16 protein-coding genes are annotated in these 20,517 nt (G+C 45.1%); all 16 read left to right on the forward strand.

Going from position 1 to position 20,517, the window contains the following annotated elements; all coding sequences use genetic code 11:
* The first annotated feature begins 76 nt into the window (after positions 1-76).
* The 16 genes from metG (at position 77) to dut (ending at position 20,460) form a co-directional block, all read left to right on the forward strand.
* On the forward strand, positions 77-2,047 hold the full coding sequence (gene metG / locus OIM03_05615) for a methionine--tRNA ligase (GenBank protein HJI73751.1): 1,971 nt from the start codon (positions 77-79) through the stop codon (positions 2,045-2,047).
* Positions 2,044-2,820, forward strand: a complete 777-nt coding sequence (locus OIM03_05620; GenBank protein HJI73752.1) for a TatD family hydrolase — start codon at positions 2,044-2,046, stop codon at positions 2,818-2,820. Before metG ends, OIM03_05620 begins: the two co-directional genes overlap by 4 nt.
* A gap of 190 nt (positions 2,821-3,010) precedes the next feature.
* Positions 3,011-4,096, forward strand: coding sequence for a nucleoside triphosphate pyrophosphohydrolase (gene mazG, locus OIM03_05625; GenBank protein HJI73753.1), 1,086 nt, complete (start codon positions 3,011-3,013; stop codon positions 4,094-4,096).
* Positions 4,097-4,160: 64 nt separating this feature from the next.
* Positions 4,161-4,469, forward strand: a complete 309-nt coding sequence (locus tag OIM03_05630) for an HU family DNA-binding protein (GenBank protein HJI73754.1) — start codon at positions 4,161-4,163, stop codon at positions 4,467-4,469.
* 103 nt (positions 4,470-4,572) lie between these two features.
* Positions 4,573-5,676, forward strand: a complete 1,104-nt coding sequence (locus tag OIM03_05635) for a glycosyl transferase (GenBank protein HJI73755.1) — start codon at positions 4,573-4,575, stop codon at positions 5,674-5,676.
* Positions 5,677-5,887: 211 nt separating this feature from the next.
* Entirely contained in the window at positions 5,888-7,996 is a 2,109-nt protein-coding gene (gene uvrB, locus OIM03_05640) for an excinuclease ABC subunit UvrB (GenBank protein HJI73756.1), read from the forward strand.
* 71 nt (positions 7,997-8,067) lie between these two features.
* The gene (gene uvrA / locus OIM03_05645) at positions 8,068-10,926 is read left to right on the forward strand and encodes an excinuclease ABC subunit UvrA (protein HJI73757.1); all 2,859 of its coding nucleotides are present in this window, start codon (positions 8,068-8,070) and stop codon (positions 10,924-10,926) included.
* The gene (gene uvrC, locus OIM03_05650; GenBank protein ID HJI73758.1) at positions 10,910-12,784 is read left to right on the forward strand and encodes an excinuclease ABC subunit UvrC; all 1,875 of its coding nucleotides are present in this window, start codon (positions 10,910-10,912) and stop codon (positions 12,782-12,784) included. Before uvrA ends, uvrC begins: the two co-directional genes overlap by 17 nt.
* A gap of 313 nt (positions 12,785-13,097) precedes the next feature.
* Positions 13,098-13,283 carry a 50S ribosomal protein L32 gene (gene rpmF / locus OIM03_05655; GenBank protein HJI73759.1) on the forward strand — a complete coding sequence of 62 codons (186 nt, stop codon included), beginning with the start codon at positions 13,098-13,100 and terminating at the stop codon, positions 13,281-13,283.
* Between the two features lie 186 nt (positions 13,284-13,469).
* Positions 13,470-14,465, forward strand: a complete 996-nt coding sequence (locus tag OIM03_05660) for an ABC transporter substrate-binding protein (protein ID HJI73760.1) — start codon at positions 13,470-13,472, stop codon at positions 14,463-14,465.
* Positions 14,466-14,485: 20 nt separating this feature from the next.
* Entirely contained in the window at positions 14,486-15,526 is a 1,041-nt protein-coding gene (locus tag OIM03_05665; GenBank protein ID HJI73761.1) for an ABC transporter substrate-binding protein, read from the forward strand.
* Positions 15,527-15,648: 122 nt separating this feature from the next.
* On the forward strand, positions 15,649-16,530 hold the full coding sequence (locus OIM03_05670; GenBank protein ID HJI73762.1) for an ABC transporter permease: 882 nt from the start codon (positions 15,649-15,651) through the stop codon (positions 16,528-16,530).
* 4 nt (positions 16,531-16,534) lie between these two features.
* Positions 16,535-17,323, forward strand: coding sequence for an ABC transporter ATP-binding protein (locus OIM03_05675; GenBank protein ID HJI73763.1), 789 nt, complete (start codon positions 16,535-16,537; stop codon positions 17,321-17,323).
* Positions 17,324-17,461: 138 nt separating this feature from the next.
* Positions 17,462-17,734, forward strand: coding sequence for a 30S ribosomal protein S15 (gene rpsO, locus OIM03_05680; protein ID HJI73764.1), 273 nt, complete (start codon positions 17,462-17,464; stop codon positions 17,732-17,734).
* Positions 17,735-17,926: 192 nt separating this feature from the next.
* Positions 17,927-20,014 (forward strand): polyribonucleotide nucleotidyltransferase, encoded by a 2,088-nt coding sequence (locus tag OIM03_05685; GenBank protein ID HJI73765.1) that lies wholly within the window; start codon positions 17,927-17,929, stop codon positions 20,012-20,014.
* On the forward strand, positions 20,011-20,460 hold the full coding sequence (gene dut, locus OIM03_05690) for a dUTP diphosphatase (protein HJI73766.1): 450 nt from the start codon (positions 20,011-20,013) through the stop codon (positions 20,458-20,460). The genes OIM03_05685 and dut overlap by 4 nt, the downstream gene beginning before the upstream one ends.
* The last annotated feature ends 57 nt before the right edge of the window (positions 20,461-20,517 follow it).

The following is a 20,517-nucleotide window of genomic DNA, read 5'->3' on the forward strand; positions in this document are numbered from 1 at the left end:
AAAGACATTAATAGAATATGAATAAGATTTCCCAGCCAATATAAATTATAAAAAGAGGGATCGGGAGGAAACATTTATGAGTGAAAAACCGAAATATTATATTACGACACCGATTTATTATCCTAGTGCAAAACTCCATATCGGGCACACGTACTGCACATCGATAGCCGATGCTGTAGCACGTTTCAAGCGCCTTGACGGGTATGATGTGTTCTTTTTGACCGGTTCTGACGAACATGGACAGAAAATTGAACAGAAAGCAGAAGAAGCCGGAGTAACGCCTATCCAGTACGTTGACGGCATTGTTGCTTTATTCAAACAGCTTTGGAAAGAACTCAATATTACCAATGATGACTTCATCAGGACAACCGAGGAAAGACATAAGAAGGTCGTACAGATGCTTTTCCAGCGCGCTTACGACAAGGGTGACATCTATTTGGGCAAGTATGAAGGATGGTACTGCATTCCTGATGAAACATTCTGGCCTGAAAACAAATTGACGCCGGAACACATTTGTCCTGACTGCGGCCGCCCGCTGCAGAGAGTAAGCGAAGATGCTTACTTCTTTAAGATGTCAAAATATGCTGATCAGTGGCTTAAATACATTGATGAACATCCGGACTTCATTCAGCCGGAATCCCGCAAGAATGAAATGGTGCAGTTTGTTAAAAGTGGACTAGAAGATCTCTGCGTGTCCCGTACAAGCTTTACGTGGGGCATCCCTGTTCCCTTTGATCCCAAGCATGTCGTATATGTCTGGTTTGATGCACTCGTCAATTACTTGACAGCGGCAGGCATTGTTGACGATCCTGAAAAATTCCACAAATTCTGGCCGGCAGATGTTCACCTGGTCGGGAAAGAAATTGTCCGCTTCCACAGTATTATCTGGCCGATCATGCTGATGAGCCTTGGCATTGAAATTCCGAAAAAGATTTACGGGCATGGATGGCTCATTGTCGATGGCGAAAAGATGTCCAAATCCAAGGGCAATGTCATCGATCCGATTCCTCTTCTTCAGGAATTTGGTTCAGATGCGATCCGCTATTATCTCCTCAATGATATCCAGCTTGGACAGGATGGCAACTTCAGCCGTGACCGCTTAATTGGAAGAATCAATTCCGACCTGTCGAATGATTTGGGAAATCTCTTGTACAGAACGCTTTCCATGGTTGAAAAATACAGAGGCGGCGTCCTGACAAATGGTGATGCCTCCGGTGATCAGGCTGTTGCTGATGCATCTGCAGACATCGAAGAAAAAGCTAAGCAGACACTGGAGGAATTCCGCAGCGGAATGAGCAACTGGAAAATCAATGATGCAATCAAGGCAGTATGGACTTTTATCCGTGCCCTGAATAAATACATTGACGTAACCGCACCCTGGATTCTGGCAAAGGATGAATCCAAAGCGGGGGCACTCGATGCTGTACTTTATCATCTCTGCGAAGGACTCCGTTTTGTTTCCCTTATGGCAGAACCGGTGATTCCGATTGCGTCTGAAAAGATCTGGAATCAGCTCGGGCTGAAAGATTTCAAGGGTGCTGATTACAAAGATCTCGTATGGGGCGGAATTGCTGACGGTACCGTGGTTCACAAAGGCGACCAGATCTTCCCGAGAATTGAAATAGAAGAAGACGAAGAAGAAAAGGCTGAACCAGTCAAGAAATCCAAGAATAACAAGAAAGCAGAAAAATCATCTTCTTCCAAAAAAGAAGCAGAAGAGAAAACTGAAGAAATTGATATTTCCGAATTCTTTAAGACCGACCTTAGAGTAGCGGAAATTATGACAGCGGAAAAGGTTGAAAAATCCAACAAGTTGATCAAGATGACAGTATCGCTTGGCGGCGATGATACAAGAACAGTGGTCAGCGGAATTTCCCAGTACTACAAACCGGAAGATCTTGTTGGCAAACATGTCATTTTTGTTTCCAACCTCAAGCCTGCCAAACTGATGGGAATCGAATCGCAGGGAATGATTCTGGCAGCTTCCAAGGACGGAGAGCTGCAGGTGCCTTTTGTGGACATGCCTGCTGGAAGCAAAGTCAAATGACCGGACTTTTTGATACGCACGCCCATCTCTACGACAAAGCGTTTGACCAGGATCGTGAAGACGTCATTGCCCGGATTTTCAAGACACTGGATTATGTCGTCGTTCCATCAGAGGACCTGGAGACAAGCCGGAAGGCAGTCCGTCTCGCGGATACGCATGAAGGAATTTATGCCGCTGTCGGCATTCACCCTCAGGTGACAAACGGCGCATCAGACGAAGTGCTCGCTGAGATTGCCCGCCTGGCAAAGATTCATGATAAGGTCAGGGCAATCGGGGAAATCGGCCTCGATTATCACTATCTCTATACGGATAAGGATACCCAGAAGTATTGGTTTGAGAAACAGATCCAGATGGCAAAGGAACTGGATCTTCCTATCCTCATTCATGACAGGGAAGCTCACGGAGATGTTCTGGAAATATTGAAGCGCAATGCGGACAGCCGCCTTCGCGGCATTCTGCACTGTTTTTCAGGAAGCATAGAAACGGCAAGGGAACTGATGAAGCTTGGCTTCTACATCTCTTTTGCGGGGCCTGTGGTCTTTCCAAAGAGCATAAAGCTCAAAGAAGTTGCTGCAGATATTCCCCTGGACAGGCTGCTGATTGAAACTGACAGCCCGTACCTGACACCGCCTCCTTATAGGGGAAAGAGAAATGATCCGTCCAACGTACTCCTGGTTGCTGAGGAGCTGGCAAGGATCAAGAATATGGACGTTCAGGAACTGATTGATATTACGCGTGAAAATGCCATGAAAATTTATCAGATTCATCAATAAAAAGGGTGCACCGTTTGAGGTGCATCCTTTTCACTTATAGAATATTCGCGAAGATTGATGCATTTATTTTATTCTCTTCGATGAACATGATAGAATAAAGAAAATCAAGTTGATAACTTGCCCGAGTGCTGTCCATAAAGCACTCAAAAAAAGGTTTAAATCGCAGTTTCCCGCATTTAGAGGTATATAGATGAAAATTAGTACAGCTTTAGACTTATTGATGGATAAAGGCTTGCTGTCGGAGGAAGATACATTCACCATTGTACGAGATAATGAGGCCGGGAGTGTATCACTTCAGCTCAAGCATCCCTTGATTGTATTATTTTCAAATGCTCAGAATCTTAAATCATTTTCTGCCAGATTAAAAAGATTGTACACAAAAGATTCTTCTGTATTGGCAATTGATCCGTTTGGAACCATTTTAAGGCTTTCCGTGGAAGAATTTTCCAATCATACAATGGATTCTGATTTTATTTTCTTCTTCGACAGCAGGAAGGCCAAAACGCAGCCGCTTCATCCCTTTTCGTTGAAACGGATTGATGATGTTGTTGGACGGCTTCTTGCTCCTGGAGGATGCCCATGGGACAGGAGCCAGGATCATATGTCCCTCAGGACGTACTTCCTTCAGGAAGTGTATGAAGTCATCGATGCAATCGATAAAAACGATATCCCTAATTTAAAAGAGGAGCTTGGGGATGTACTGTTTCAGGTCGTCATTCATGCAAAGCTTTGTGAAGAAGAAGGCCAGTTTTCCATGCAGGATGTAGTCGATGGCATATCCGAGAAAATGATAAGAAGACATCCCTTCGTTTTCGGAAATTCATCCTCTGAAGAGCTCGATCAGGCTTTTGAAACATGGGAAAAACGTAAGAGAATTGAAAAAAACAGGCAATATCTGTTATCCGGAGTGCCTAGGAGCTTGCCAAGTCTGCTTCTAGCGTGTATAATTCAAAAGAAAGTTAGTTCCAACGGACTGGAAGAAGTGTTCTTTTCAGAAAGTTTCCCAGAGGATGTACGAAGGAAAATCTGCGATATTCTTGACGCAGAAGACCAACGAACCGGAGAATTCAGCGCGGGTGCTTTTCTTTTCGCTTTAGACCGTGTACTTTGCGAAAGAGGGATCGATCCGGAGCTGGCATTACACAGTTATACTGTGAATTTTATGGATCGGTTGAGATCATTTGAGTCGGATCTTCAGAAATCCGGCAAAACCCTTGCTGACATGACTCCTGAGGATGCTCAGAAATCCTGGAAAAAATTCAACGGAAATAGTTGATTACTTCTGTCCGAAAGAACTAAGGGCGAGGATTTCGCCAATTATTAAAGGAGGATGTTTAGTTATGAACAAAACAGAACTCATCGCAGCAGTTGCCGAAGAAGCAGAAATGACTAAGAAAGATGCGGAAAAGGCAGTCAAAGCCGTTATTGATGTCATCTCTGACGCTCTTGTTCAGGGAGATAAGGTTCAGCTCATCGGTTTTGGTACTTTCGAAGTTCGTGAACGTGGTGCACGTGTTGGTCACAATCCTTCCACTCAGAAGGAAATCAAGATTCCTGCATCCAAAGCTCCGGCTTTCCGCGTATCCAAACAGCTGAAAGAAAAAGTAAACGTAGTAAAAGCAAAAAAAGCAAAGAAAGCAAAGAAATAAGAATGAATTAAAGGGCCACCTCAGAAATGAGGTGGTTTTTTAATTTATCATACTTCCTGACTATGTTATAATTTGAACAAGACGAATGAAAAGGGGAAGTATAATGGCGAATCAAGGGCGAAAGCTTTTTATTTTAACAGCAAGTATAGGAACCGGACACAGCCAGGCGGCCCGGGCTATCGCAGAGGCTGTTAAACGACTTCATCCGGAAGACTCTGTCAGTGTTCTGGATTTTGTTTCGAGCAATATGTTCTCTATTGACCATATCATCAAGGATACATATCTGAAAATGATTGATGTATTCCCCGAATTATATGATCATCTGTACAGTGATTCCCAGAGCAGCAAGTTTGGGCAGCTCTCGCAGAAAATGCTTTCACTTACTTTCAAGCGCAGGATGAAGAGCCTGATAGAAACTCTAAAACCGGATGCCATGATCTTCACGCATCCATTTCCTGCTGGTGCGGCAGATCTTCTAAAACAGGACCAGGATATTTCGTTTCCCATGCTTGGCGTAATCACGGATTTTGATATTCATCAGCTTTGGGTAGACCATTACCTGGACGGCTATTGTGTTGCAACCCCGGATTTGAAAACTCTTTTGGAAAGCTACCATATTCCGCCGGAAATCATTCATGTGACAGGAATTCCTGTGCGCCGTGCCTTCTATGAAAAGGCCGCAGAGGGAAAGCCTTTCGAAAAGGGCACGGTTCTTGTTATGGGCGGAGGCCTCGGGCTTGGAAATGTCATCGATAATATAACCCGCCTGGATGAAGTGAAGGAAATTTCAAAATTTATCGTCATTACAGGGAAAAATATTAACTTGTATGAGAAAGTTGCCATGCTTTCTGAAAAGCTTCATCATCCAGTAGAACTCCACAGCTATACCAACAAGGTTGCAGAAATTATGGCAAGAAGCGAACTGCTGGTTACGAAGCCAGGAGCACTGACCTGCACGGAAGCATTGGTTATGCATCTTCCGATGGTTCTGGTAAATACACTTCCCGGACAGGAACGGGCCAATGCGATGCATATGAAAAATCAGGGATGCGCTGAATGGGTCAAGAGGGATGAACTGCCGTCTACGGTTAAACATATTCTTACCAACCCTGATTTGAGACTCCGCATGTCTAAAGCATGCGGTGAATCGCTTCCTGACAGCGCAAGTGATGTTGTCAGGATTCTCTATGATATGATGAACAAATAATGTCCTGTCGACGGATCAATAGCATGATGTGATAAAACCGGTTTAATAAGCTGCATGGAGAGCTTATTGGACCGGTTTTATCCATAAGTCATATTTGCATAAGATATGAATATGGCAAAGAGCTTTTTCATGTACAAAACAAATATTCTTTTACGTGATATAATATAGAAATAGAGAATATTCGATTATTGAACTGGATACGAGGAAACTTATGGATAGATCAAGAATAGAACGAGAATATATCGAGCCGATGATTCCATTCAAGCTGAAAGCACCCTTTCAGCCGACGGGGGATCAGCCGAAGGCAGTGAAGTCACTGGTCAATGGATTGAATGAAGGGCAATGGGCTCAGGTACTGCTTGGTGCAACAGGCACAGGCAAGACTTTTACCATGGCCAAGGTCATTGAAGAAGTACAGCGGCCTACATTGATTATTTCTCCTAATAAGACACTTGCGGCCCAGACGGCCAGCGAGTTCAAGGATTTCTTCCCGGATAATGCTGTCTACTATTTCGTATCCTATTACGATTATTATCAGCCGGAATCCTATGTGCCGCAGACGGATACCTATATTGAAAAGGACTCGTCTCGAAACGAGGAAATCGACCGTTTGCGCCATTCTGCGACTATGGCGCTTTTTGAGAGAAGGGATGTCATTATCGTGGCGTCTGTCTCCTGCATCTACGGCCTCGGCGATCCGGAAGACTACAGCACGATGGGATTGTCACTCCGTCCGGGTGAAGAAATAGAGCGCGATAAGATTATCGAAAAATTAGTGAACATGCAGTATATGCGCAATGATATGAATTTTACGCGCGATACGTTCAGGGTGAGAGGGGATACGATTGATGTATTTCCTGCATCTGAAAACAATATAGCTGTCCGTATTGAGATGTTTGGCGATGAAATCGATTCATTAACCGAATTTGACGTGCTGACAGGCGAAACAGTGGCAGAGAGAAACCATATAGGCATATTCCCTGCGTCGCACTATGTAACAAGCTCGGACAAGCTCAGGAAGGCAATTACTTCTATTGAAGCCGAGCTGGATCAAAGACTGAAAGAATTAAGATCGCAGGATAAACTTCTGGAAGCACAGCGTCTCGAGCAGAGGACAAATTATGACTTGGAAATGATGCAGGAAGTCGGCTATTGCTCCGGAATAGAAAATTACTCCAGGCATATGTCCAACAGGAAACCCGGAGAACCGCCATTTACCCTGCTTGATTATTTCCCTGAAGATTTTCTGATCATGATTGATGAATCTCACGTAACCGTTCCTCAGCTGCGTGCTATGTACAATGGCGACCAGTCACGCAAAAAGACATTGGTGGACTATGGTTTCCGTCTTCCAAGCGCACTGGATAACCGCCCGCTTACTTTTGATGAATTCACAGAAAGAATTAATCAGATCATTTATGTATCGGCAACTCCCGGTCCTTATGAAATGGGGGTTCAGACAAATCTGGCGGAGCAGATCATAAGACCGACCGGACTTTTGGATCCAAGCATCGAAGTGCGGCCTATAGAGGGGCAGATGGATGATCTCCTTGGGGAAATACACAAGAGGGAAGAAGTCCATGAAAGAGTCCTGATCACTACATTGACTAAAAAGATGGCAGAGGATCTGACGGATTTTCTGACAGAAGCCGGCGTAAAAGTCAGGTACCTCCATTCTGATGTCGCCACAATTGAAAGAGCCGAGATTATCAGAGATCTTCGTGCCGGTGTGTTTGATGTGCTTGTTGGCATCAATCTTCTCCGCGAGGGCCTTGATATGCCTGAAGTATCGCTGGTTGCCATTCTGGATGCTGATAAGGAAGGATTCCTTCGCTCAGAGACCTCAATGATCCAGGTCATCGGACGCGCTGCCCGAAACGAACACGGGCATGTCATCATGTATGCAGACAGAATTACCAAGTCGATGAAATATGCTATCGATGAAACCAACAGGAGAAGGCAGATACAGGATGCGTATAATAAGGAGCATCATATTACGCCGCATACAGTACAGAAAAGAGTCAAGGACCTGATTGATTTGACGAAGGTCGAAGAAAAGCCGTCTGATTATGGCAGTGAAAATACTAAGACAGAAAAGACGACAGATGAAGAGTTATACGCCCAGATGAAGGAAACTGAGAAAAACATGAAGAAAGCTGCCAAGTCACTGGAGTTCGAAGAGGCAGCCATGCTTCGTGACCGTTTAAGCAAGCTTCGCCAGGAATGGACGAATAGATATGGTTCAAGGGCAGATGCCGCATTAAAAAGACAGGAATCTGCTAAGAAACGTATCAACAGGCCTATGAAAAAGAGAATCTAACCTGATGACAGCCTGATACGCATCTGCGGATCAGCGCACTGGAAAATCTTGTCATGTTATGAGGAGAATGTATGGAAAAAGGAATTGTTATACAAGGGGCCCGTCAGAATAACCTGAAGAATATTAATCTGACACTCCCCAGAAATCAATTGATAGTATTTACCGGACTTTCCGGATCCGGGAAGTCTTCACTTGCTTTTGATACGATTTATGCGGAAGGACAGAGAAAATATGTAGAATCTCTCTCTGCCTATGCCCGTCAGTTTCTCGGACAGATGAATAAGCCGGATATTGATAAGATTTCCGGCCTGTCTCCTGCCATATCCATCGATCAGAAATCAACGAGCCATAATCCAAGATCCACTGTAGGCACGGTTACCGAGATTCATGATTATCTGCGTATGCTGTATGCGCACGCCAGCAGAGCTTTCTGCCCGAATTGCGGAAAGCCGATACAGCGCCAGACCATCGACCAGATCGTGGATGCACTGGAGGCATTGGGCGACCGCACAAAGCTTCTTATTTTAGGGCCGGTAGCTGTCGGGAAAAAGGGGACACATAAGAAGCTGCTGGAAGAGCTCAGGAAAGAAGGGTATGTCAGGGTACGAATCGACGGCGAAGTCGTCGTCCTGAATGATGACATTGATCTGGAGAAGAATAAGAAGCATACCATTGAAGTGGTAGTAGACAGGATCATCATCAAAGAGGGAATTACACAGCGCCTGACTGATTCTGTTGAGGCAGCTCTTAAGCTGGGAGACGGAATGATGGTTGCCGGGGTGATTGGCGGTAAAGACCACATTTTCAGTACGCATTTTGCATGTCCGGAATGCAGGATTTCACTGCCTAAGCCTGAACCCAGGATTTTCTCATTCAACAATCCTCTTGGCGCATGTCCTGCATGCACGGGACTCGGAGCTTCCCTGGAAGCTGATTTCAGCCGTATTCTTCCAGAACACGGTCTGTCATTCCGTCTGGGTGCCATCAAGCCATTTCCATACAATAAGGAAAGCTGGCTCTATAAGCAGCTGGATGCATTCCTTAAATCGTATGGGCTGGGGATGGACAACTGCTTTGATGATCTGCCGGAAAAGGCACAGATGGAATTTGAGTTCGGCGGTACAGAGCTCCTGACATTCCAATATACGAATCAGGACGGTGAAACGAAGACATATCAGCGGACATTTGAAGGAATTGTCCCCATGACGAAACGGCGCTATGAGGAAGCATGGACGGAGAAGATGAAGGAAACTCTGTCCAACTATCTCATTGAAAAACCGTGTCCTGTCTGCCATGGCGCACGTCTCAGGCCTGAAAGCCTTGCGTTCCGTGTCGGAAATAAGAATATTGCCGAACTGTCCGCTATGCCGGTTGCCGATTTGATTCCTTTCCTAGAAAATCTTGATTTGACGGAAAAGGAGAAGGTCATTGCAGATCAGATCCTCCGGGAGGTAAAAGGCCGCTTAAGCTTCTTATCCAATGTCGGTCTGGAATACCTCACGCTCTCAAGAAATGCGATGACACTTTCCGGCGGGGAAGCGCAGCGCATCCGTCTTGCTACGCAGATAGGGTCCGGACTTGTGGGTGTCCTGTATATATTGGATGAACCGTCCATCGGACTCCATCAAAGGGATAACGACCGGCTTCTTGCTACTCTTAAAGGAATGCGTGACCTGGGAAATACCCTGATCGTAGTAGAGCATGATGAGGATACGATCCGTACGGCAGACTGGGTCGTTGATATCGGGCCTGGGGCAGGAGAAAAAGGCGGATATGTTGTTGCTGAGGGCACGCCAGAAGATGTAAAGAATACACCTGGTTCCATAACCGGGGCTTATCTGAGAGGCGAAAAATATATACCGCTTCCTGAAAGCAGGAGGAAGGGAAACGGACTGTACCTTACAATTCGCGGGGCAACAGAACACAACCTGAAAAATATAGATGTAAAAATCCCGCTTGGAGAGATGACGGTTGTCACAGGCGAATCAGGATCAGGCAAAAGTACCCTGATCAACGAGATCCTCTACCAGGGACTGTCAAATATCAAAAACCATACATCATATGGAACCGGTGCCTACAAGAGTATGGAGGGAACCGAATATATTGATAAAGTCATTGACATAGATCAGCAGCCGATCGGGCGTACACCCCGGTCGAATCCGGCAACTTATACGGGAATCTTTACAGATATCAGGGAACTATTCAGCCAGACTTCAGAAGCCAAAATGAGAGGGTATAAGCCTGGAAGATTCAGCTTCAACATCAAGGGCGGACGATGCGAAGCTTGTCATGGCGACGGCATCATCAAAATTGAAATGCAGTTCCTTTCGGATGTCTATGTTCCCTGTGAAGTCTGTCACGGGGCAAGGTATAACAGAGAAACTCTTGAAGTACGGTATAAAGGGAAAAATATCTCAGACGTACTGAACATGACAGTTGATGAAGCCATTCCGTTTTTTGAGAATCATGACAAGATTCTTCGCAAGCTCTTAACGCTGCAGGAAGTCGGACTGGGTTATATCCGTCTTGGACAGCCGGCTACCACGATGTCCGGCGGCGAGGCGCAGCGTGTAAAGCTGGCTACGGAACTGATGAGAAGAGGAACGGGTGATACCCTTTACATCCTCGATGAGCCGACTACAGGACTTCATAGTGAAGATATACGCAAACTGCTTATCGTACTGCAGAAGCTGGTCGATCAGGGGAATACGGTTGTCATTATCGAACATAATCTCGATGTGGCAAAGGTAGCTGACTATATTATCGATCTCGGCCCTGAGGGTGGCGATAAAGGCGGTGAAGTTGTTGCAGAAGGAACTCCTGAGGAAATCTGTCAGGTTCCCAGATCTTATACCGGCCAATATTTGAAGCCTGTCATCGACCGGACCATAGAAATAATGAAGGGGCATAAGGATGATAGAAGTCAATGATAAAATCCGGGCTAAAGTCGAAGCACTTCCTGACTCGCCCGGTGTATATAGATGGAAAGATAAGGACGGCCGTATCATCTATGTCGGGAAAGCAAAGAACTTAAAGAACAGGGTTCGTTCCTATGTCAGAGAGGACAAGAACCGTTCGCCTAAAGTTGCAGCGATGATACGGCATGCTGATGATCTGGATATCACCATGACTGGATCTGAAATGGAAGCACTGATCCTGGAATGCAATCTGATCAAGGAAATACATCCTAAATATAATATTTCCTTGAGAGATGACAAGTCATATCCATACGTCAAAATCACGACGGGGGATGAATGGCCGCGTGTCTTCGTAACAAGGAATATACGAAGAGATGATCATGCTAAATATTACGGTCCGTTTACGGATGTAGGCAGCCTTCGAAAGACGCTGAGTGTTTTGCGGAGATACTATCCTATCCGTACATGCCGTTCTATGAAGGTGCCGCGCCCCTGCCTTCAGTACCACCTGCATCTTTGCTGCGCTCCGTGCTTCAATTACTGCACGAAGGAAGAATATCAGAGGTACGTAAAGACCATCTGTGACCTGTTTGAAGGCAAGAGCACAGAACTGGTAAAGGAATTGCAGCAGAAGATGGAGCAGGCATCCGAATCACTGGAATATGAGAAAGCTGCAGAATTCAGGAATCAGATCAGAGCAATTCAGAGCGTTCAGCAGAGACAGAACATCATCTCCAACGAAGGTGACTTTGATGTTGTCGGAATGGCAAGAGATGGAAGCCATACCGGTCTTGAAGTCTTTTATATCCGCTATGGCAGAATGGTTGGAAAAGAAAATTTCAGTATTCCGGAAAGTGCTGATGAGCAGGATCAGGACATTATTACAGCTTTTATCAAAGATTTCTATGCCGGGAATCCGATGTCCGTTCCAAAGGAAATTATTCTTCCCATGATGCCTAAGGACTCTGAGCTTCTGCTGGAATGGCTGAAGCAGATCAAAGGGACAGAAGTGAAGATGATTGTTCCTGAAAGAGGCTTCAAGAGGAAGCTGAAAGACATGGCTATGGCAAATGCCAAAAAATATCTTTCTGATAAGAAACTGCAGTGGGAATATCAGGATGCCAGAGAACAGGGCGCTGTTAAGAAGCTGAAGGAACTGCTGAATCTGCCTCGTCTTCCTGAGCGAATGGAATGTTTTGATATATCTCATAATCAGGGGGCCGAAACAACCGGCTCAATGGCTGTTTTCGAGCATGGACGTCCCGCAAAAAGTGAGTATCGCAAATTCAAACTGGTAACCACGCAGGGACATGCAGATGATTTCAAATCCATGGCAGAAGTGATGCAGCGAAGATATGGAAATAGAAAAGACTGGCCTGAACCGGATCTCATTGTTCTCGACGGCGGTCTTGGCCAGCTGCATGCGGCCCTTCCTGTAATCAGAAATGCAGGCTGCAATGCACCGGTCATCGGACTTGCGAAAAGAATAGAGGAAATCTATGTGGAAGGCAGTGATGTTCCTGTTGTGCTTGATCATCACGAACCTGCGCTGCAGCTTCTTCAGTTCATCCGCGATGAAGCGCACCGCTTCGTAATTACATATCATAGAAACTGGACGAATAAACGCAATACAGAGTCTATCCTTGATCATGTGGAGGGAATCGGACCAACACGAAGGAATGCCCTTTGGCATGCTTTTCGTTCCCTGGATGAGATGAAAAAGGCGACAGAAGAAGAACTGGCAAGCGTTCCCGGAATGAATAAGAAAGCAGCGGCCAACCTGTATCGCTTTTTCCGCTTGAGAAAAGATGAGAAGCAGATGGTGATTGCGGGGATACAGGCGGATCCTTCCGGGGCCAATCAGCCATGAGGAATATTCTGCTAGCCTGAAGCAAAAGGATTGTTATGCTTTTCATTGATATGGTATACTGATAAACAGCATTACAACGGAATTCTTTGTATGAAGATTTCTTCTCAGGACGCCTTGTTGGCGTTCCGCAATATGTCATGGAAAATACCGTATAGAATGAATGTTATCCTTGACAAATGACATAACTCTTCGTATAATGATGAAGTTGATAATTTACTCTAAGTTGATTAGAGCAGTGCACCGAAATCGTAATTGAAGTGCAGCGAAGACGAATAAAACGGCATAACGGCCGATAGGTAAGGAGGTGCTAGAAATGCCGGTTCCGAAGACAAAAAGTTCTAGATCCCGTCGTGATAAAAGACGTGCTAATTGGAAGCTGACTGTTCCGGGTCTTGTGGAATGCCCACAGTGCCACGCAATGAAAAAACCTCATCATGTATGCCCGGTATGCGGTTTCTATAAAGGCAAACAAGTCATTACAAAAACTGTAGAAGGTTAATAAGAAGACGTCTCTCCTGTAGAGGCGTTTTTTATTGTGTTATTTTGTATATTACATGGTGAAAAATGCCTTTATATGCTATAATTATCGAAAGTCATCACTAAAACAGCATATCGGTTCCATAATTGTTCTTATTGATTGTGGAAATCTGATTTGTTTTAGATTTAAGAATGGAGGAATAGTAGAATGGTAGGAAAAAGTTGGAAGAAAATCTTAGCTGTCGGGATTTGCGGATTAATGGCAGCAGGTGTAATCGCAGGCTGTGGAAACAACTCCGGGAGCTCTGGAAACAGCGGTAAAATGAAGGTTGGCGTTGTACAGATCGTGCAGCATCCTGCACTGGATGAATCCAACAAGGGCTTTGTCGATGCATTAAATGAAAGCGGACTGAAGGACAAAATCGAAATAGACCAGCAGAATGCGCAGGGAGATCAGTCGAACCTCAGATCGATTGCTAACAGATTTGTATCTGGCGACTACAAGCTTATTGCGGCCATTTCAACGCCTGCAGCACAGGCTATGGCCAATGCAACAAATAAAATTCCGATCATCTGCACCGCAATTGCAGATTTTGAAAATGCAAAACTGATGAAGTCTGAAAAACAGCCTGACAGCAATGTGACCGGGACTCATGACAGAGGTCCGCTCGATAAGCAGGTTGCTTTGATCAAGGAAATTCAGCCGAATATCAAGAAATTAGGAATCATCTATAATTCAAGTGAAATCAATTCAGTGATTCAGGCTCAGAAACTTAAAGATGCCTGCAAGCCATTAGGCATTGATGTTGTTGAACTGACCGTAAATAGTGTCAATGATGTGCAGCAGGTTGCCGAAGGCTTCCTGGGCGGAAAAGTAGATGCAATTTTCGTGCCAACGGATAATATTATTGCTTCTTCTATTCCGACACTCATGTCAGTTGCCAATAAGGAAAAGATTCCGGTATACGGCGCTGAGCAGGGACATGTAAAATCTGGTGTTCTGGCTTCTGAATCAATCAGCTTCTATGATATCGGGCACCGTGCCGGTGAAATGGCTGCTGAAATCCTCAAGGGAAACAAGACGGTGAAAGACTTCCCTGTTGAAGGTGCCGACAAATCTAAGTTATACATCAATAAGAATGAAATGGACACGCTCGGGATCAAGATTCCTCAATCGGTTCTTGACAGAGCTGAAATGGTCTGATTTAAGAAGGGATTCAGGAAGTGGCCTCGAAACTTAAAAAGCTCTGGTGGCTTATGCTTGTTTTTGCACTTTGCAATATAGCAATAGCCTTAATTCTATTTTTGGGCAATAAGCAAAAATCTCCGGAGGAAAGTATAAAAACTATACCGCAGAAAAGCGTATACAGTATTGGTATTCTTCAATCCGAAAACCTGCCTGAACAGGATAAAATGGTAGCCGGGGCTTTAGCAGGATTGGAATCCAGCGGTTACGCGAACGGGGAGAGACTTCATATCGAAGTAATCAATGCCAATGGGGACGACAAGAAGCTTGAACGGGGCGCCAAGAAATTTTCCTCGAATAAAAAAGATCTTATTATAGCTGTCGGTACGGATTCGGCCAAGGCTCTTGCCAAAGTGACCAAAAACATACCGGTTGTAGGTGTTGGCGTATATCTTTTCAAAAGTGACGAGGTTTTCAAATCCCACGAAAACTTTACAGGCATATCGGATACCCCGCTGGTACTGACGCAAATAAGAACGGCAGCGCAGTGTTTTCCTGTGAATAAGCTTGGAATCCTGTACGATCCCACAGATGAGGATTCAGTGCTCCAGCTTAAGATTTTGAGGGCAGTTTCGGAACAGAAAAATATCAGTCTCTTTGAGGTTGCTTTTAACCCGGACCAGAGACCGGATATCCAGATCCGTAAATTTTTGGGCAATGTGAATGCTGTTTATATTCCGGAGGATCCTGCCGTACTTAAGAATTTTGATGCAGTTGTAAAAATTTTGACACCCGCGGGAATTCCTATTATCGGGGAACAGATAGAAATGGTGAAGGAAGGTGCTCTGATATCGGTCTCACCGTCCTATTACCGCATGGGATTCAGCGGGGGCAGAATTGCTGCCAGACTCTTAAGCGGGAATTTCCTGCCCGAGAACATTCCGATTACCCGTCAAATTGATCCTGATATGGTTATCAATATGAAACAGGCGGATCTGCTCCATATCAAGCTGCCCAGCGACGTATGGCAGCGGGCAAGAAAACTGTACTTGTATGATAACCAGCCAGCAAGACCTTGATTTAAATCCGGAGACTGCTGTTCTCGCATTTTACAGGTGATTAACAGGCGGCAGCGGTAGAACAGCGCTTGCCGCCTTTATTGATTGACAGGCAATTCGCTTGATTAAAGGAGATTGTTTCTATGGTAGATTTAGCAATATCCACAGTGGCACAAGGGCTCATGTGGTCAATTCTGGCAATCGGTGTATTTCTTTCCTTCAGGGTGCTTGATGTGCCTGATATGACTTGCGAAGGCAGTTTCCCTTTGGGCGGAGCCATTGCGGCTTCAATGATTGCAGCAGGTGTTTCACCCTGGGCCGGACTGGCCGCAGGTGCATTGGGCGGACTCATCGCAGGTGTTGTTACCGGCGTTCTTTACACGAAGCTTAAGATTCCTGCCATTCTGGCCGGGATCCTGACAATGATTGCTTTATATTCCATTAACCTTCACGTGATGGGGAAAGCAAATATTTCGCTGCTCCGTGCCGATACGGTATTCTCGACAACCTCTGAAATGCTTCACATCAGCATGTCTGCAGCTGCTTTTGTTGTCCCGCTTATTATGATGGCCGTGATTATCGGTTTTATTTACTGGTTCTTCGGAACAGAACTTGGCATGTGCATTCGTGCTACAGGTTTTAATCCGCAGATGGTTCGTGCACAGGGCGTCAATACGGACACGATGACAATCATCGGATTATTCATCAGCAACGCGCTCATCGGACTCTGCGGTGCAGTTGTTGCGCAGAATAATGGATTCGCTGATGTCGGGATGGGGATTGGTACAATCGTTATAGGCCTTGCATCCGTTATCATCGGCGAAGTTATTTTAGGCGCTGACAGCTTCTCTGCTTCACTTGCTGCTGTCGTTCTGGGGTCCGTTCTTTACAGAGTAGTTATTGCAGGTGTACTCTACCTTGGAATGCCGCCAAATGATTTGAAACTGTTTACTGCGATTATTGTCATGCTGGCACTTGCAGCACCGATGATCAAAGATAAAGTGAATATGGGAAAGGCAGGCTGAAAAGATGTTAAACGTTTCTCATATTAGCAAGACCTTTTTTAAGGGAACCATTAACGAGAAGAAAGCTTTGAACGATCTTTCTCTGACACTCAATGACGGGGATTTCTGTACTGTCATTGGAGGCAACGGAGCCGGCAAGAGCACGCTCCTGAACTCTATTGCAGGTGCGTATCTTCCAGATTCGGGAACCATTGAAATCAATGGCAAAGATGTCACGAAAATGAGTGAATATAAAAGGGCCAAGTTCATCGGCCGCGTATTCCAGGATCCGCTGAAAGGAACAGCGGCAGGAATGCAGGTGGAAGAAAATCTTCTGCTGGCATCCAGGCGAGGGGAAAGCCGCCGTCTGCGCTGGGCATTCTCTGCGGGTGATCATGACAAGTACAAGGCAATGGTAGCCCGGCTTGATCTGGGACTGGAAGATCGTCTCTCTACGCGCATCGGACTGCTTTCAGGCGGGCAAAGACAGGCACTGACACTTCTCATGGCTACGATTAAAAGGCCGGAAGTACTGCTTCTTGATGAGCCGACCGCCGCACTTGACCCGAAAACAGCAGCGAAGGTTTTGAAAATTACGGATGAAATCGTGCATGAACAGCACTTAACGACCTTGATGATCACTCATAATATGAAAGATGCCCTGAAGTATGGCAACAGGCTTATCATGATGAACAATGGCAGTATTATTGCGGATTATTCTGAAGATGAGAAGAAAAATCTGACCATTGATGATCTTCTCAAGAAGTTTGAGGAAACGGCAGATGCTGTAAGCGATCGTATCGTTTTAGGCTGACGAATCATCAATTCATTTGCTTATTCTCTTGCAAAATTCACGCATGGCAGGTATAATAACTAGCGTGTGAACTGTATCCCGGTTTTTCGCATCTCCGGCGATGACTTAGATACAGCAATTTATATTTTTTAGGAGGCTATTATGCTTACAAACGAAGTAAAGAAAGAAATTATCGAACAGTATGCTGTTCATGAAGGCGACACCGGATCTCCGGAAGTACAGATCGCAATTCTCTCCAAGAGAATCGCTCTTCTGACCGAACATCTGAAGATGCACAAGAAAGATCATCATTCCCGCCGCGGACTGCTGAAAATGGTTGGTCAGCGTAGAAACATGCTTGACTACCTCCGCCGCAAGGATATTGAACGTTACAGAACTCTTGGACAGAAACTCGGATTACGTCTGAAATGAGAAATGAAAGAAATCCCTCCTGCTGTATCCAGCAGAAGGGATTTTTCTATATGTGTAAAAATTTTTCATAGAACTTCTAAAAGATTAATCATTATGCTGTCTTAAAACTGTTTCAGCAGACTTGTTAAAATTTTAGATTTTATTATATAATAAAGAGTACATAAAATTATTCGTATAACAGGAGGAATAGGGATGTTTAAGACATTTCAAATGGAACTTGCCGGCCGACAGTTAGTTGTTGAAACTGGTAAAATGGCAAAACAAGCAAATGGAGCTGCGTTAATTCGCTATGGTGATACAGTCGTACTCGTAACTTCTACAGGAAGCAAAGAAGCACGTGAAGGAACAGATTTCTTCCCTCTGACCGTAGACTATGAAGAAAAGATGTATGCTGTAGGTAAAATGCCGGGAGGATTCCTGCGCAGAGAAGGAAGACCAGGAAATTCTGCGATTTTGAACGCACGCCTGATCGACCGCCCTATTCGTCCGCTTTTTGATAAAAGATGCCGCAATGATGTGCATGTAGTTGCGACTGTACTCTCTGTTGATTATGACAATGCGCCGGAGCTTTGCGGTATGCTTGGCGCATCCGTTTCCCTGGGAATTTCTGATATTCCGTGGGATGGACCTATTGCAGGTGTCAGAGTTGGCAAAGTTAACGGTGAATATGTCATCAACCCGACTCAGGAACAGATGGAAGCATCTACTATGAATGTAACTGTTGCCGGTTCCGAAGAAGCTATCATGATGGTTGAAGGCGGCGCTAAGGAAGCTCCGGAAGAAGAAGTTCTGGATGCCATCATGTTCGGACATGAAAGCATAAAGGAACTTTGCCGCTTCCAGAAGCAGATTATTGCTGAAGTCGGCAAACCGAAACGTACTCTTGTATTTGCTGATATCCCGGCAGAAATTGAAGAAGCAGTAGAAGCTTATGCAGCTGATGCTCTCAAAAAGGCTGTTTTTGATGCAGATAAATTGAGACGTGATGGCAATATCGATGCTGTCAAGAAAGATGCAAAGGAACACTTTGCTGAAATTTATCCGGACAATGGCGCAGACGTTGCAGAAAGTCTCGATCATTTGACAAAGAAGATCGTCCGCAAGATGATTTCCAACGAACATATCCGTCCGGATGGAAGAAAGCTGGATGAAATCCGTCATATTACCTGCGAAGTAGGACTTCTTCCACGTGTTCATGGCTCTGCACTCTTTACCCGCGGCCAGACACAGGCCCTGTCCATTACCACACTGGCTCCTATGTCTGAAACACAGACTATTGATGATCTGACACCTGTTACAGAAAAGAGATATATTCATCAGTATAACTTCCCGTCTTACAGCGTAGGCGAGACAAAGGGCTCCCGCGGTCCTGGCCGTCGTGAAATCGGTCATGGCGCTCTTGCTGAAAGAGCTCTGCTTCCGGTTATTCCTTCTGTAGATGAATTCCCATATGCAATCCGTGTCGTTTCTGAAATTCTTGAATCCAACGGCTCCTCTTCCCAGGCTTCCGTCTGCGGAAGCACCATGTCCCTGCTGAATGCAGGCGTACCGCTGAAAGCTCCGGTTGCAGGCATTGCTATGGGTCTGATCGAAGATGGCGGCAACTTCAGCATCCTTTCCGATATCCAGGGCATGGAAGATGCTCTTGGTGATATGGACTTCAAGGTAGCAGGAACAGCAAAGGGCATTACCGCTATTCAGATGGATATCAAGGTACATGGCCTGTCCCGCGACATTCTTCTGGCAGCATTGAAGCAGGCTCATGAAGGACGTCTCTTTATCCTTGGCAAGATTGCTGAATGCATTGATAAGCCTGCAGAACATCTTTCTGCATATGCTCCCAAAATTATTACTATCACAATTCCAGTTGAAAAGATTCGTGATGTTATCGGAAGCGGCGGAAAGACAATCAACAAAATCATCGCTGAAACCGGTGTCAAGATGGATGTTGAAGAAGATGGAAGAATTTACATCGCTTCTCCGGATGAGGACGCTGCCAACAAGGCGAGAAAGATCGTTGAATCCCTGACCAAGGAAGTCCAGGTGGGAGAAACATACCTGGGCAAAGTAACAAAGCTGATGAAATTTGGCGCATTTGTTGAAATTCTTCCGGGCAAAGAGGGCCTGGTTCATGTTTCCCAGCTCGCACTGCATCGTGTAGAGAAGCCGGAAGACGTCGTTAAAGAAGGCGATGAAATTATGGTTAAGGTAACTGAAATTGATGACAAAGGACGCATCAACCTTTCCAGAAAAGCACTCCTTCTGGAGAAAAAACAATGAGCCGTATCCGCGGATTTGAAATTGTAAAAGCTTGGGAAATGAAGGGAATCCACCTCCCTGAAAGAAAAACAAGCAAATCTTCCGGGTATGATTTGGAAAGTGCCGAGGACGTGATCCTTCCCTCGCACAAAACCACTGTTTTGTCTACCGGCCTGAAGGCATATATGCAGGAGGATGAATATCTCGCTGTCCATATCAGATCAAGCCTGGCTATCAAGCACGGAATTGTTCTTATTAACAGTACAGGAATTATAGACGCAGATTATTATAATAACCCTGACAATGAAGGGCATATTATGATTGCCGTATATAATACGACGGATAATGCGTTTACCGTCAATAAAGGCGATCGTATAGCGCAGGGAATATTTGTAAAGTATTATAAAGCAGACAATGACAGCGCAGATGGAACAAGAACTGGTGGAGTAGGAAGCACTGGAACTTAAAAGGAAGCTGGTCAATGGTGGTATTTTATACCACCATTGATTTTTTATAGGGGAGGA

The organism is Veillonellaceae bacterium (assembly GCA_025992895.1).
Lineage (GTDB): Bacteria > Bacillota > Negativicutes > Veillonellales > Dialisteraceae > Dialister.